11 protein-coding genes are annotated in these 15,121 nt (G+C 71.9%); 8 read left to right on the top strand and 3 right to left on the bottom strand.

Going from position 1 to position 15,121, the window contains the following annotated elements; all coding sequences use genetic code 11:
- Window positions 1–160: 160 nt before the first annotated feature.
- Complete coding sequence (locus tag QR78_RS03640) at window positions 161–697, bottom strand: DUF2244 domain-containing protein (RefSeq protein ID WP_048426136.1); 537 nt, start codon at window positions 695–697, stop codon at window positions 161–163.
- A 20-nt stretch (window positions 698–717) separates the two neighbouring features.
- Here QR78_RS03640 and nth point away from each other — a divergent pair, with 20 nt between their 5' ends.
- The 5 genes from nth (at window position 718) to QR78_RS03615 (ending at window position 7,443) form a co-directional block, all read left to right on the top strand.
- The gene (gene nth / locus QR78_RS03635; protein WP_244276523.1) at window positions 718–1,560 is read left to right on the top strand and encodes an endonuclease III; all 843 of its coding nucleotides are present in this window, start codon (window positions 718–720) and stop codon (window positions 1,558–1,560) included.
- On the top strand, window positions 1,497–2,036 hold the full coding sequence (locus QR78_RS31800; protein WP_125940030.1) for a hypothetical protein: 540 nt from the start codon (window positions 1,497–1,499) through the stop codon (window positions 2,034–2,036). Before nth ends, QR78_RS31800 begins: the two co-directional genes overlap by 64 nt.
- A gap of 89 nt (window positions 2,037–2,125) precedes the next feature.
- Complete coding sequence (locus tag QR78_RS03625) at window positions 2,126–3,877, top strand: efflux RND transporter periplasmic adaptor subunit (RefSeq protein ID WP_048426134.1); 1,752 nt, start codon at window positions 2,126–2,128, stop codon at window positions 3,875–3,877.
- Between the two features lie 13 nt (window positions 3,878–3,890).
- Window positions 3,891–7,028, top strand: coding sequence for an efflux RND transporter permease subunit (locus QR78_RS03620; RefSeq protein WP_048426133.1), 3,138 nt, complete (start codon window positions 3,891–3,893; stop codon window positions 7,026–7,028).
- Between the two features lie 37 nt (window positions 7,029–7,065).
- Window positions 7,066–7,443, top strand: coding sequence for a hypothetical protein (locus QR78_RS03615; protein WP_048426132.1), 378 nt, complete (start codon window positions 7,066–7,068; stop codon window positions 7,441–7,443).
- Window positions 7,444–7,748: 305 nt separating this feature from the next.
- Here the strand turns inward: QR78_RS03615 and QR78_RS03610 are convergent, their stop codons facing one another.
- A complete protein-coding gene (locus QR78_RS03610; RefSeq protein WP_048426131.1) occupies window positions 7,749–8,003 on the bottom strand; it encodes an acyl carrier protein in 255 nt (84 codons plus the stop codon).
- A 214-nt stretch (window positions 8,004–8,217) separates the two neighbouring features.
- Between QR78_RS03610 and QR78_RS03605 the strand changes: the two genes are divergently transcribed.
- From QR78_RS03605 to QR78_RS03595, 3 genes are all read left to right on the top strand, one after another.
- On the top strand, window positions 8,218–9,435 hold the full coding sequence (locus tag QR78_RS03605) for an acyltransferase family protein (protein WP_048426130.1): 1,218 nt from the start codon (window positions 8,218–8,220) through the stop codon (window positions 9,433–9,435).
- A gap of 395 nt (window positions 9,436–9,830) precedes the next feature.
- Entirely contained in the window at window positions 9,831–11,822 is a 1,992-nt protein-coding gene (locus tag QR78_RS03600; protein WP_125940029.1) for a GumC family protein, read from the top strand.
- Window positions 11,819–13,096 carry a UDP-phosphate alpha N-acetylglucosaminyltransferase gene (locus QR78_RS03595; protein ID WP_125901394.1) on the top strand — a complete coding sequence of 426 codons (1,278 nt, stop codon included), beginning with the start codon at window positions 11,819–11,821 and terminating at the stop codon, window positions 13,094–13,096. The genes QR78_RS03600 and QR78_RS03595 overlap by 4 nt, the downstream gene beginning before the upstream one ends.
- Before the next feature lie 4 nt (window positions 13,097–13,100).
- Here QR78_RS03595 and QR78_RS03590 read toward each other — a convergent pair whose 3' ends face one another.
- Window positions 13,101–14,837: a thiamine pyrophosphate-binding protein gene (locus QR78_RS03590; protein WP_048426128.1), complete on the bottom strand. Its 1,737-nt coding sequence runs from the start codon at window positions 14,835–14,837 to the stop codon at window positions 13,101–13,103.
- Between the last annotated feature and the right edge of the window lie 284 nt (window positions 14,838–15,121).

The raw sequence follows: 15,121 nt of genomic DNA, 5'->3' as shown, positions 1-15,121 counted from the left end.
AAGGAGATCCGGGAACCAGCACGAGACCTCGCGAAGCGTCCGGATGTCTGCAACGGTGCAGCAGCCAGAGCCGCTTCGCGGCACATCTTCTCTGGATCCCGGATCTCCTTCCGCTACGGCTCCAGTCGTCCGGGAAAGGGGCGCCACGAAAAACCGGGCGCTAATACCCCTTCTTCACCTCGGCGAGCGCCCGCGTCAGCCCGTCGGCCACCACCTGCCGCTCGATCGGCGAGGCGTCGCGGGCGACCAGCACCCGTTGGCCGCGCGACACGAAGGACAGCGACATCAGCCCGTATTCCTCGTCCTCGACCTTGTGCAGCCGGGTCCAGAGCGGGTTGAAGCGCCACTCCGCCCGCTCGCCGCGGTGGCTGACGCGGGCGACCAGCACCTCGATCTGGCTGATCACCACCTCCTCGAAGGAGCGGCCGCGGCGGGCATTGAGGGTGAGCGCCAGCCAGAGCGCCGCGATGTCGAGGCCGAAGAAGCCGGTGACCGGCCACATTCCCATCTGCAGGAACGCGATCCCCGTCACCAGGGCGACGCCGCCGCAAAAAACCATCACCACCCGGAAGCCGAGGCGCGACAGCGAGCAATGCGGCCGGATGGTCGCGGAGAAGACCGGGCGCTCGATCGCGTCCGGGTCACGCCCGTAGGGGTGCCGCGTCCGTGCGTCGTCGGGTGCCTTGCCGCTCGCCATGCGCCACATATAAGGCACCCATGACTCGCCGGAAGCAGGCCGCCCCCGACCAAATCACCGCACCCGCCGAGGCGCCGCGCATGAAAGCGGGTGCCGCCAAGGGAGCCCTTCCCAAGGGAGCCCTTCCCAAAGGAGCGCCTCCCAGGGGAGCCCCCAAGGCAGCCTCCGCGAAGGCGGCGCTCGTGAAGCCGCTCACCGCCCGCGCGACCACGCCGGAGCCGGTCGACGCCGCGACGCTCGCAGAGATCTTCGCGCGGCTCAGCGCCGCCAACCCCGAGCCGCGCTCCGACCTCGAATACCTGAATCCCTACACGCTGCTCGTCGCGGTGGTGCTCTCGGCCCAGGCCACCGACAAGAGCGTGAACATCGCCACCGCGCCGCTCTTCGCCAAAGCCGACAACCCGGCGGCGATGCTGGCGCTGGGCGAGGAGGTGGTGCGGCACCACATCCGCACGATCGGGCTGTTCAACACCAAGGCCAAGAACGTCATCGCGCTCTCGCGCATCCTGATCGAGGAGCATGGTGGCGCGGTGCCGCGGGAGCGCGAGCACCTGGAGGTGCTGCCCGGCGTCGGCAAGAAGACCGCCAGCGTGGTGCTCAACGTCGCCTTCGGCGAGCCGACCATCGCGGTCGACACCCACATCTTCCGGGTCTCGAACCGGGTGCCGCTCGCGCCCGGTTCGACCACCGACAAGGTGCAGGCGGGGCTGGAGGCGATCGTGCCCGAGCCCTACCGCCTCAACGCCCACCACTGGCTGATCCTGCACGGGCGCTACGTCTGCAAGGCGAGGAAGCCCGAATGCTGGCGCTGCCCGATCGCCGACCTGTGCCGCTATCCGGACAAGACGCCCGGGCCGGGCTGAGGCTCGACGCTCCGGCTTCCCAGTACCCCGGAATCTGGTATCCTGCCGCCATGTCCCTGCCCCGTCCCCTCGTACGGCTCTTCGCCGCGGTGATCGTGATGATCGCCGCGTGCGTCGGCGCGTCGGTGGTCGGGGCGTCGTCAGCGCAGGCCCATCAGGGTCACGCGCATCAGGGTCACACGCACCATGGGATGTCCCTCGACGCGCCCGCGGCGCTGACGCTGGCCGAGGCGCGCATTGCCGCGCAGGGGGCCCGTCTGACCGTCGGCGACCCGGACGGGGGACCTGCCGCCCGGCCTTGCAACGGTCTGTGCTGCTTGATGGGCGCATCCTGCTGCGTGCCCGGCCTGCTCCCCGACGGCTTGGCGGCGTTCCCCGCGCCCACCCCGGCCCGCCGGCTCGCCATCGCCGCGGAGGCGGTGCCCGCCGGCATCGTGCCGGATTCCCCCGCACGTCCCCCGAGATCCTTCGCCTGACGCCCGCGCCCCGCGCCGATGCGCCGCCCTGACGGGTGGACGCTCCCGCGGGCGCCCCTCGACGTCCGCTCGCGAAGGTTCCTCCTCAGATGTTTCCGTTCCGGTTGCCGGCCGCGCCGCACGCGTTGGCCCTGGCGCTCGCCCTGCTGGCGCTGCCGTTCCTCTCCGCCCACCTCGCCGGATCGGTTCAGGCCCACGAGGGCCACGACCACGGCGCCCCGCAGGCGCCGGTCTCGAAGACCATCGCGCCCCGCGGCGAGGCGTCCTCCGCCGCCTTCGAGCTGGTGGCGATTCCCCGGGGCGACGCGATCGTCCTCTACCTCGATCGCTTCGCCACGGGCGAGCCGATCACCGACGCCGCGCTCGAGGTCGAGACGCCGTCCGGCCCCGCCCCGGCGACGCCCGAGGCGGATGGCCGCTACCGCCTGCCCGCACCCTGGCTGGCGGCGCGCGACCCCGGGCAAGATCACCTCGACCTCGTCGTCACGGTGACGGCCGGCGCCGACGTCGACGTGCTCTCGCTGGCGGTCGCCCTGGCCCCGGCCCGGGAGAGCGCCGCCGCCGCGCCGACCCATGCCGAGCATGCGAGCGAGGGCTGGATGCAGGGGCTCAAGGAGCGCCTGACCGAAAAATTCGCCGCCCGCGATCCCGGCGCCGGGCTCTTCGCGGCGGGAGGCTTCGCGCTCGGCCTCGCCGCCATGGCGCTGATGCGGGCCGGGCGCCGGGCGCCCGTCCTCGCGGTCCTGGTGCTGGCCGCGACCCTGGTTCTCGGCGCCACCGCCTTCGCGCATGAGGGGCACGACCACCCGGAGACCCGCGCGGCCTTCGTGCCGCCGCCCACCGATCTCGCCCAGCGCCTCGCCGACGGGGCGGTGTTCGTGCCGAAACCCACCCAGCGCCTGCTCTCCCTGCGCACGCAGGTCGCGGCCGAGGGCGCCTTCCGCCGCACCGTCTCGCTGCCCGGTCGCATCATCCCGGACCCGAACGCGAGCGGCGTGGTGCAATCCTCCGTCGGCGGCCGCCTGGCGCCGCCGCCCTCCGGCACCTTCCCGCGGCTCGGCACGAAAGTGCGCGCGGGCGAGGCGCTGGCGCTCGTCACCCCGCCGGTGCAGCGGGTCGATCTCTCCGACATGCGCCAGCGCCAGGGCGAGCTCGACCAGCAGATCGCCATCGTGCAGCGCCGGGTCGATCGCTACCTCAAGCTCAGCCCCAGCGGCGCGGTCTCGCAGGTCCAGCTCGACGAGGCGCAGGACGAATTGAAGGGCCTCAAGGACCGCCGCACCGCCCTCGACCGCATCCGCCAGGAACCGGAAGTCCTCACCGCTCCGGTCGGCGGGGTGATCGCCGAGGCCGCGGCGGTCGCCGGCCAGATGGCCGCGCCCGGCCAGATGGTGTTTCAGATCGTCAACCCCGAAAGGCTCTGGGTCGAGGCCTTGAGCTTCGATGCCCTGACGCCCGCGGCCGATGCCACCGCGCGGATGGCCGACGGGCGGACGCTGCCGCTCGCCTATCAGGGCGCGGGGCTCGCCGACCGCAACCAGGCGATCCCCGTGCAGTTCGCGATCCAGGGTGGGTCGGAAGGCCTGCGGGTCGGCCAGTTCGTCACCGTGCTCGCCGCCACCGACGCCGAGCAGCACGGCCTCGCCCTGCCGCGGGCGAGCGTGGTGCGCAATGCCAACGGCCAGGACGTGGTCTACGCCCACACCGCCGCGGAGCGCTACGAGGCGCGGCCGGTGCGGGTCGCGCCCCTCGACGGGTCCCGGGTTCTGGTCGAGGCCGGCGTGACGCCCGGCACCCGCGTGGTGGTCCAGGGCGCCGAGCTCCTGGATCAGGTCCGGTAGGGGGCGACAAAACATGTTCTCCTTCCTGGTCACGCAATCCCTGCGCAACCGCCTGCTCGTCCTGGCGCTGGCTCTCGTGCTGGTGCTCTACGGCGCGTTCAGCCTCACCCGTCTCCCGGTCGACGTCTTCCCCGACCTCAACCGGCCGACCGTCACCATCATGGTCGAGGCCGAGGGCTACGCGCCCCCGGAGGTCGAGCAGATGGTGACCTATCCCGTAGAGACCCGCCTCAACGGCCTGCCCGGGGTGACGCGGGTGCGCTCGGTCTCGGGCGTCGGCCTCGCGGTGGTCTATGTCGAGTTCGCCTGGGGCACCGACATCTACCGCAACCGCCAGCAGGTCGCCGAGCGGCTGGCCCTGGTCCAGGATCAGCTGCCCCGCGGGGTGACGCCCCAGATGGGCCCGGTCTCCTCGATCATGGGTCAGGTGCTGCTGATCGCGGTCACGGGCGAATCCGCGAGCCCGATGGAGCTGCGCGAGACCGCCGATTTCGTGCTCCGCCCGCGGCTTCTCACCGTGCCGGGCGTGGCGCAGGTGATCCCGATCGGCGGCGAGGTGCGCCAGTTCCGCGTCGCCCCGAACCCGGCGGCGATGCGGGCGCTCGGGGTCACCAACGCCCAGCTCGATTCGAGCCTCCAGCAATTCGGCACCAATGCCGGCGGCGGCTTCACCGACCAGTATTCCCGCGAATACCTGATCCGGAACATCGCCCGCACGATGAGCCTGGAGGATCTGCGCGACCTCGTGGTCGGGGCCGCCGGCAACGCCCCGGTGCGGCTGCGCCAGGTGGCGGATGTCTCGTTCGCGGCGAAGGCCAAGCGCGGCGAGGGCGGCTACCAGGGACGGCCCGCGGTGATCGTCTCGGTCGAGAAGCAGCCGGACGTCGATACGGTGGCGCTGACGCGCACCATCGAGGCGGCGCTCAAGGACCTCGCGCCCTCGCTGCCCGCCGGCATCTCGGCCGACAAGATCCTGTTTCGCCAGGCCGATTTCATCGAGACCTCGATCGGCAATGTCGAGCGGGTGCTGGTCGAGGCGATCGCCGTCGTGGCGCTGGTGCTGTTCGCCTTCCTGCTGAACGTCCGCACCACCCTGATCTCGCTCACCGCGATTCCGGTCTCGATCCTGACGACGGCACTCGTGTTCCACCTGCTCGGGCTGTCGATCAACACGATGACGCTCGGGGGGCTGGCCATCGCGATCGGCGAACTGGTCGACGACGCGGTGGTCGACGTCGAGAACATCTTTCGGCGCCTGCGCGAGAACCGGGCCGCCGGCAACCCGCGCTCGGTCTTCGCGGTGGTGGTCGCGGCCTCGAACGAGGTGCGGTCGGGCATCGTCTACGCCACGGCGATCATCGTGCTCGTCTTCGTGCCGCTCTTTGCCCTCTCGGGTATCGAGGGACGGCTCTTCGCGCCGCTGGGGCAGGCCTACATCGTGTCGATCCTGGCGAGCCTCGTCGTCTCGATCACGCTCACGCCGGTCCTCGCCTCCTGGCTGCTGCCGGGCCTCAAGAGCCTGGAGGAGCATGAGAGCCGCTTCATCCGGGCGCTCAAGCGCGCCAACGCCGCCGCTCTTCGGGTCGTGTTCCGCCACCAGCGGCTGCTGGTCGGCACCGTCGCAGCCCTGGTGGTCGGTGCAGGCCTCGCCGCCTCGCAGCTGCCGCGGGCCTTCCTGCCGCCCTTCAACGAGGGTTCGTTCACCGTCACCATGGCGTTCACGCCCGGCATCTCGCTCACCGAGAGCAGCCGGGTCGGAGCGATCGCCGAGCGGCTCCTGATGGAGATCCCGGAGGTCGCGGCCGTCGGCCGGCGCACCGGCCGGGCCGAGCTCGACGAGCATGCCGAGGGCGTCCATTCCTCCGATCTCGAAGTGGCGCTCAAGGGCGGCGGCCGGCCGAAGGCGGAGCTGGTGGCGGAGATCCGCCGGCGGTTGGCGGTACTGCCGGTCTCGGTCAATGTCGGCCAGCCGATCTCGCACCGGCTCGACCACATGCTGTCCGGCGTCCGGGCCGAGATCGCGCTCAAGATCTTCGGCGAGGACCTGGATGCCTTACGGCGCGTGGCGGCCTCGCTCCAGGAGCGGATGCGGGCGATCCCCGGTCTCGCCGACCTCCAGATCGAGAAGCAGACGCGGATCCCGCAGCTCGAGATCCGGGTCGATTACGGCCGGGCGGCGCTCTACGGGGTGCAGCCGGCGGCCCTGGTCGAGCAGATCAGCCGGCTCTCCAACGGGCGCCTGGTCTCCACGGTGGTCGACGGCTATCGCCGCTTCGACGTGGTCATCCGCCTGCCCGAGGCGCAGCGCACCACCGCGACCCTGAGCGACCTCCTGGTCGAGACGCCGTCCGGCTGGGTGCCGGCGCGCCAGGTCGCCGACATCCGCGAGACCGACGGCCCGAACCAGATCCTGCGCGAGAACGGGAGGCGCCGCCTCGTCGTGATGGCGAACACCACCGCCGGCTCCGACATGGCGGAGATCGTGACGGCGATCCGCCGGGTCGTGGCCGCCGAGACCCTGCCGCCGGGGACGTTCGCGAGCCTGGAGGGCACCTTCCAGGCGCAGGAAGAGGCGAGCCGCACCATCGGCGCCCTGTCGCTGGTCTCGCTGGGGCTGATCTTCGCGCTCCTCTACAGCCGCTACCGCTCGGCCGCCCTGGCGCTGATCATCCTCGGCAGCGTGCCGCTGGCGCTCGTCGGCTCGGTGGCGGCCCTGTGGCTCGCCGGCCAGCCGCTCTCCGTCGCCTCGATGATCGGCTTCATCACGCTCACCGGCATCGCGGCCCGCAACGGCATCCTCAAGGTCAGCCACACCCTGAACCTGGCGCTGCACGAGGGTGTGCCGTTCGGGCCGGACCTCGTGGTCCGCGCGAGCCTGGAGCGGCTGACCCCGGTGCTGATGACCGCGCTCTCGGCCGGCGTCGCCCTGGTGCCGCTGCTCCATGACGCCGCGAGCCCCGGCAAGGAGATCCTGCACCCCGTGGCGGTGACGATCTTCGGCGGCCTCGTCAGCGCCACCCTCCTCGACGCGCTGCTGACGCCGGTGCTGATCCTGCGCTTCGGCCGCCGCCCCCTGGAGCGCCTGATGGCGGCGCGGGAGGCCGCTCCGGCGCCTACGCCCGCGGGCGCCGCGTCGGCCGACCTCTATTGATCCCTTCTCCCGATTCCCCGCACCTTGGAGAGACCCGATGCTGATCCGCCGCTTCGTCACCGCCGGCACCCTGGCGATCGCCCTGCCCTTCTGCGCCCACCACGCCTGCGCCCACGAGGGGACCGGCCACCATGGCGGGCGCATCGTCGATGCGGGGCCCTACCATATCGAGCTCGTGACCAAGGACCGGCGGGTCGAGGTGACGATCTACGACGCCAAGGAGAAGGCCGTGTCCCCGGCCGGCTTCAAGGGCACGGCGATCCTGGTCGTCGGCGGCAAGCCCGCCCGCGTCGTCCTGGCCCCGTCCGGGGCGGGACTCTCCGGCGAGGCCGAGGTGGCGCTCGGCGCCGCGCCCAAGGGCGTCGTCCAGATCACCGGGCCGGACGGTGCGGCGGCGAGCGGCAAGTTCAACTGAGCGCCCTGCTGCGCCTGGCGCAGGGTTTCCCCTCTCCCCGCGGGCGGGGAGAGGGGAAACCCGTGCTCGTCTCGTCGCGAAAGCGTCCCCGGATCGTCCTGGGCGCCGCGAAAGCGGATCCCGGAAGTCAGAACCGCGCAGGGTTGAAGAGGATATAGCCAACGCTCGGCTTGATCATCGGACGGCCGCGTGTCCGGATTCCGGGCTTCGCGACACGTCTCCGGAAAGACGGGGGCGCCTTTATCCGGTCGGGTCGTTCAAGCAGGCTCTGAACGTCGGACACTGGTCCGCAAGTCGACCCGAGATCAGGCCGCCTTCCGCAACACCTGCGACGCCACCAGATCCTGCAGCGAGCGGATCGTCGAGAAGACGTCGCGGTTCAGGAGGTGTTCCGGGAACTCGACCTCGAAGTGGTCTTCCAGGTCCATCATCACCTGGACCGCGCCGAACGAGTCGAGGCCGTTGTCGAACAGGTCGGCATCGTCGGAGAGACGATCGATCGTGCTGCCGAGGGTGCCGTGGCGCGCCAGAATCGTCCGTATGTCCTGCGCAGAAGCCATGTCCCGTCCCCGTCGACTGGTATGGCAGCGTAGAGAGTTACAGTCCGGAAATCAAATGCCTTATGCCGACCTGGTTAAGTCACGGCTATCGTGGGGATAAGGTGCTGTTCGGCGCCGATCCCGCGGCACCGATCCTGCGCAATTGCCGCGATGCCCTGCCCCCGGAGTCCCGGGACCGGCCGGGATTGCACGGGAACGGGACGGGTGGCGGGCGATGCGCGGGCGTGACGGGTCAAATCGGTTCGAGGCGCTGGATGCGGGCCGGGGCGTCTGCGCGCTCGCGGTGGCGTTCTTCCACATGCCGCTCGCCCATCCGCTGCAACCGCAGGCCTGGTTCCCGAACCTGCAATTCTGCGTCGACATCTTCTTCGTGCTGTCGGGTTTCGTGCTGCTGCACGCCTATGGCGACCGGCTGGCGACGGACCGCCAGGCGTGGCGCCTGAGGCTGCTGCGCTTCGGGCTGATGCGCTTCGGCCGGCTCTGGCCGCTGCACGCCGCGACGCTCGGCCTGCTGATCGGGGTCGAGCTGGTGCGCCAGGCCTACCTCTCGCACCATGCCGGCCTGCCGGTGGCGACGCCGCCCTTCGGAGCCGGGCACCGGCCGGTCGAGATCCTGACCCACCTGACCTTCCTGCACAACTTCCGCACCTTCGGCGACTACAGCTGGAACTTCCCGTCCTGGAGCATCGCGGTCGAGTTCTACGCCTCGCTGGTGCTCGCGCTCGCCGTGATGGCGGCGGGTCCCCGCGCCCGCCTCGTCTTCGCCGGCCTCGCGGGGGTGAGCGCGCTGGCGCTGTGGTGGCTGAGCCCGCGCACGCTGTTCGTGATCCAGAACTGGGGCATCGTGCGCTGCCTGTTCGACATGTTCCTCGGCTGCCTCGCCTACACCCTGCGGGATGCGGTGCGGCTCTCCCGCGGCGGCGCGACGATCGCCGAGACGGCGGCGCTCCTCGCCGTGGCGCTGCTCGTGGCGGCGACGCCCCCCGGTCCCCTCGCCTGCGGGGCGAGCCTCGTCTTCGCCGCGTCCATCGCGCTGTTCTCGCATCAGCGCGGCGCCGTGTCGGAGGCCGCCCGCGCCGGAGCGCTGCAGCGCCTCGGCCTGTGGTCGTTCTCGATCTATTTGCTGCACGTCCCGGTGATCCAGGTCTTCACCACCGCGATGCACGCCGTCGAGGCGCGCACCGGCTTTCCCCGGACGGTGATCCTCGGGCACGACCGCTTCCTCGATTTCGGCTCGGGGGCGGCGAACCTCGCGGTCGCGGCCGGCCTCGTCGCCGTCACGGTGCCGCTGGCGGCCCTCACCTACCGGCTCGTCGAGCGCCCGTCCCTCGCCTGGTTCCGGCGCAACGACGCGCGGCTCGCCGAGGCCGAAGTCGAGGCCCGGGCGCCGGAGCGCGTCGCGCCGGGACCCGCCGCGGCGCTCCCGTCCTGAGCGCCGCCTTGTCTCAGATTGGCATGGTCCGGGCGCCGGAATGGCGGCGGGATCGGTAACCGAACCGCGACTAAGTTGTCTGCCACACCCCGCCGGATGGAGAACGGTCGACGGAGGCCTGTTCGGCGGTGGACGGACGGAGACCTTCGGTTTTCGGCCGATGAGGCACAGGATATCGTCGATACGGCAAGATTCCGCCGAGGCGGAATGTTGCCGCGACCGGTCGATCCAATTCGAAGCCGGGATCGGACCCGATCTCGACTGGTCCCGCGCAGTCCGGGCGAGGCGATCGCCCGGCGGGACTTCGACGAGAGAGGCCGGCGGCGATCACGTGTGGTCGACGCCGTCGGACGAAACCGGTGTCGCGCGTCGCGGAGCCATCGATCGGATCGCGCATGAGTCAGGGCTACGAGATGGCGACGGCAGAGCCCGCCGCGGCGAGTCCCCGCCGGACCGGCGGCACCCTCGCGGACCTGTGGGGCTCGGCGCGCCGGCGCGCGCTGTGGATCGTCGCGGGCGCCTGCGCGATGGGGCTCCTCGGCGGCCTCTTCACCCTGCGCCAGGTGCCGACCTACCGCGCCACCGTCGAACTCCTGATCGACCCGCAGGCCCTCCAGATCGTCGGGCGCGGCCTGTCGCGCCAGGACGCCCCGGCCCAGCTCGATTTCGCCAATCTCGAGAGCCAGTCGCTGATCCTGCTCTCGACCAAGCTCCTCGACGCGGTCGTGACGCAGCTCGGCCTCGACCACGACCCGGTCCTCACCCGCGGCGCGCCGGCCGGCGCCGACCCGGCGGTCGTGGCGCTCGAGGCCCTGCGCAAGCGCATCGTGGTGCGCCGGGTCGAGAACTCGTTCAACTTCCAGCTCACCGTCGCCTACCCGGATGCCCGGCGCGCCGCCGAGATCGCCAACACCATCGCGGCCCAGTTCTTCGAGATCGGCGCCCGGGACCGGGTCTCGGCGGTGCGCCGGGCCAACGAGGCGCTGCTGACCCAGGCCGCGGACCTGCGCGCCCAGCTCAACCGGGCCGACGTGGCGGTGGAGCGCTACCGGGCCGAGAAGGGCCTGATCGGCTCCGGCGATGCCGGCCTCCTGGTCTCGCAGCAGATCAAGGACCTCTACACCCAGATCACCGCCGCCGAGACCAACCTCGCCCGGCTCTCGGCCCGGCGCGAGCAGGTGCGCCAGCTGCGCTTCCCCGACGGCCAGGGCCAGGCGGTGCCGGAATCCGACACCTCGCAGGTGATGGTGTCCCTGCGCACCCAGTACGCCCAGACCCTCCAGGAGATCGCCCAGCTCTCCCGCAGCCTCGGGCCGAACCACCCGCAGATGATCGCGCTGTCGGCCCAGCGCGCCGCCACCGCCCGGCTGATCGCCGCCGAGGCCGACCGGATCCGCCGCACCATCGAGGAGGACCTGCGCCGGGGCGAGGAATCGCTGCGCCAGCTGCGCGGCCGCGCCGAGCGACTGATCCAGACCCAGACCAGCAGCAACCAGGAGGGCATCCGCCTGCGCCAGCTCGAGAGCGAGGCGGAGGCGATCCGGCGCACCTACAACCTCGTCCTCGACCGGACGAAGGACCTGGAGCAGCAGCAATCGATCAATCCGAGCAACTCGCAGATCGTCTCGCGGGCCACGGTGCCGCTCAAGCCCTCGGACACGCCGGCCCCGATCGTCGTGGTGGCCGCCGGCCTGTTCGGGGCGATCCTCGGGCTGATCCTCGGCTTCCTCTACGACCTGTGGCGCGGCAACATCACGACGGTCGCGGGCCTCGGGGCGGCCGGCGCGCCGGTCTGGGCGCGGCTGTCGCGGCCGGGCCGGGCCGGCCGGGGCGCGAGCGCCGAGGAAGCGCTCGTCACCGCCGCCCGGGAGCTGCGCACGCGGCTGTCCAACCGCAGCCAGGCGGTGGTCGTCACGGTGGTCTCCGAGGGGCTCGGCCCCGAGCGCCTGCACGCGGCCGAGGTGCTCGCCGACCTCCTCATGCGCCTCGGCGAGCCGGCCCTGTTGGTGCCCGAGCAGGCCCAGGCCCGCCTCTGCTTCGGCGACGGCCCCCGCGGCGACGCGCCGGTGCGCGGCCGGCTCGCCGTGCTCGATCCCGCCCGCGGGGTCGAGCGGATGACCCGGCCCGAGATCATCGTGGCCGAGCGGGATGTCGGCCACGGCGACGGCTGGCTGTCGATCCCCGAGACCTCCGACGCGATCCTCCTCGTCGTCGCGCCCGGCCGGATGACGCGAAGCCGCCTCGAGCGCCTGCTCGCCACCCTCGACGGGGCCGGCCGCTTCCGGGCGCAGGGGCTGCTCGGCCTCGTGGCGGTCGAGCCGCGGCGGGCCTCCGCGGCGCGCCGCCGCACGCCCGTGTCCCTCGGCGGCCGGGTGCGGGCGGCGTGAGCCGGGCGGGCCCCGCCGCCGGCAAGGAGGGCGGCATGGGGCCCGGCATGGGTATCGGCATCGGGGCCGCCCGCGCGCTCCCCGCCGCGGATTGGCGCGCGCCCTACCAGGCCCGGGCCGCCTCCCTGCTGCTTGTCGCCGCCCTCGTCTTCAACGCCGCCCTGTGCTTCCTCAACACCGCCGGCTTCCCGGTCTCCGGCGGCACGGTGATCGGCGCCGAGGTGGCGATCATCGCGCTCACCCTGGGTTTTGCCCTCGACGAGCGGGCCGGGCCCTGGCTGATCCTCGCCGGGCTGGTCTCCTACGGGCTGCTGCTCCTGGCGTTGCGCGGCTCGACCGACGTCAAGGGCGTGCGCGACTTCCTGATCCCCGTCGTGTTCTACAATCTCGGGATGCGCAATCCCGACCTGCGCGACGCCGACCGGGCGGTCCTGACCTGCGGCGTGATCGTGGTGGCGATGGGCCTGTTCGAGTATTGCCTGTTCGACACCTACCAGCAATACTTCAACATCGTGCGCTACTACGTGGCCCGCGGCAGCATGTCGGCCTCGGAGATCAACGAGTTGACCGGATCGCTGTTCACCAGCGGCATCCGGCCGGATTCGCGCACCATCCTGCCGTTCCTCGGGCCGCACCGGGTGTCGTCGGTCTTCCTCGAACCGGTCTCGGCCGGCAATTTCGGCGCCGTGCTGTTCGCCTGGGCGCTCTACCGCCGCACCATGCGGGGGCGGGCCTGGCTCTTCCTCTGCGCCGCCCTCACCGTCATCCTGGCCGATGCCCGCTTCGGCGCCTATGTCTGCGTCGCGATCGCCGGGGCGATGGCGGTGGGGTACCGCCTGCCGCGCCTGCTCTGGTTCGCCCTGCCCTTCATCATCCTGCTCGCGCTCGCCGTCTACGGTTTCGAGAGCATGCAGGTGAGCTGGCAGAACGACATCGCGGGCCGCCTGCTCTGGGCCGCGCTCCTCATCACCTCCCTGCCGCCGGAGGGCGTGTTCGGCATCATGCCCGACAAGCTCTTCCTGTCGGATTCCGGCTACGCCTACGCGCTGACCCAGGTCGGGGTGCCCGGCGCGCTGGTGGCCTGGGGCCTGTTCGTGCTGATGCCGGCGCGCAACCGGCACGCCTGGCGCCTGCGCTGCGCCATGGCGATCTATACCTGCCTGCTTCTCGTGATCAGCGACTCGCCGTTCTCGATCAAGACGGCGGCCGTGGTCTGGTTCATGCTCGGCGCCGCCGACGGCGCGCCGGAGGAATCCCCCGGCGCGCCGCGGTGAGCCGTCACACGGTCTCGCCGCGCCGGCGCCGCTCGGCGTCGTCCCAGGCGGTGAGCGGCTGGTAGTCGGGCACGAAGCCGAGGCCCTTGCGGGCATCCGACGACACCGCGACCTGCGAGGTCGCGACGTCGATCAGCGCCGGGGCGTTGGCGAGCGCCCGCGCGATCGCCGGGGCCAGGTCCTCCGGCCGCGTCACCCGCTCGCCATGGGCGCCGAGCGCCCGGGCGAGGCCGGCATAGTCGGAATCGGCCAGAAGCGTGCCGACGACCCGGCCGCCGTAATTGAACTCCTGGTCGTAGCGCTCGATGTTCCAGGCGGCGTTGTTCGACACGATGATGACGGGCTTGGCGCCGTGGCGGACCGCGGTGTCGATCTCCATCGCGTTGATGCCGAAGGCGCCGTCGCCGGTGACGCAGATCACCTGCCGGTCCGGATGGGCGAGCGAGGCCGCCGCCGCGTAGGGCACCCCGACGCCGAGGCAGCCGAAGGCCCCCGCATCGAGGTAGGTCCGCGCCTCGAGGCCGACCCGGGCGAAGCTGAGGAGGTCGCCGCCGTCGGCCACCGCGATGTAGTCGGGATCCGCGACCTCGCGGATCGCCGCGAAGATCGCCGCCGGATGGACCCGGCCGTCGTCTCCGGTCTGCGGGACCGTGGCGCCGGTCGAGCGCTTGACGTGGCGCGCGCGCAGGCCCTCCGCCCATTCCCGCTCGAGGGCGGGCACCCGGTTGCCCGCGGCCTCGACGATCGCCGTCAGCGCGAGGCTCGGAGTCGCGAGCAATTCCGGCTCGCCGCGGCGGTTGTCGACGAGTTCCCCCGCCGTGTCGGCGATGCGCACGAAGCGGGCGTTGGGAAACACCGCCGGCGAGCCGTAGCCGAGCTGGTAGTCGAGCTTGCGGCCGATCACCAGGACGACGTCGGCCTCGGTCATCGCCGCGGCCCGCATCGCGCCGACGGTCGCGGGATGGTCGGCCGGCACGAGGCCGCGGCTCTCCTGGGTGTCGAGATAGACCGCGCCGAGCGCGTCGAGAAGGCGGACCAGCTCGGGGCCGGCCTGCTTGGCCCCGCGCCCGCTCACCACCAGCGGGCGACGCGCGCCCCACAGCACCTCGACGGCCTGCGCCACCGCCGCCGGATCGGGCGGCAGGAGGCGGGGCGCCTTCGGCGCCATCCAGTCGTCGAGGACGAGCTGCGGCGGCACGTGGGCGCGCAGCACGTCGGTCGGGATCTCGATGTAGACCGGGCCCGGCTCAGACAGGTCGCCCATGGCGCGGGCCACCGCCTCGTCGATCTCGCGGATCACCTGGTCGGCGACCCGGGCGGTGCGCGACTGGCGGGTGACCGGGCGCAGGATCTCGACGTGCGGGATGTCCTGGAGCGGGCCGAGATTGGCCTGCGCCCGCGAGGTGCAGCCGCCGATCAGCAGCACCGGCACGCGGGCGAGCGAGGCGTTGGCGATGCCGGTGACGCAGTTGGTGACGCCGGGCCCGGCGGTCGCCATGCAGACGCCGAGCGTTCCCGTCAGCTCGGCATGGGCGTGGGCCATGTGGACGGCGGCGCCCTCGTCGCGCACGTCGACGATGCGGATGCCGAGGCGGGCGCAATGGTCCCAGATCGGCTGGATGTGGCCGCCCTGGAGCCCGAACACCCGGTCGACCCCCCGCGCCTTCAGGAACCGGGCGATCCAGGCGGCGCAGGATTGCGCGTCGGCGTTGAGGTCCTGGACGGTGGCCTGCTGGCTCATGGGTTTTTCCTCCCGTTGTCTCGTTGTTCGCGCCTTCGGCGCGTCGTGCTGGCCGAGGTATTCGTGCCGAATGAGGGAGCATCTTTGCAGGTTACGAAGCCCCGATCCGCTGCCCGCACCCAGATAGGGCGTCCCCTCTCCCCGCCCGCGGCTATCGCATTCACACAACTCGGTTTAAGCGGCTTCTCCTTTTGAAAGTCGCGCGCCTCTCCTCCCCCTTGTGGGGAGGAGTTGGAGGTGGGGGTGGTGCCGGAGGAGGCTCAGCGGTGCCTTCTGCACCACCC

This window comes from Methylobacterium indicum (genome assembly GCF_001043895.1).
GTDB classification, from domain to species: Bacteria; Pseudomonadota; Alphaproteobacteria; order Rhizobiales; family Beijerinckiaceae; genus Methylobacterium; species Methylobacterium indicum.
This window is presented reverse-complemented; position numbering and strand designations above follow the sequence as displayed.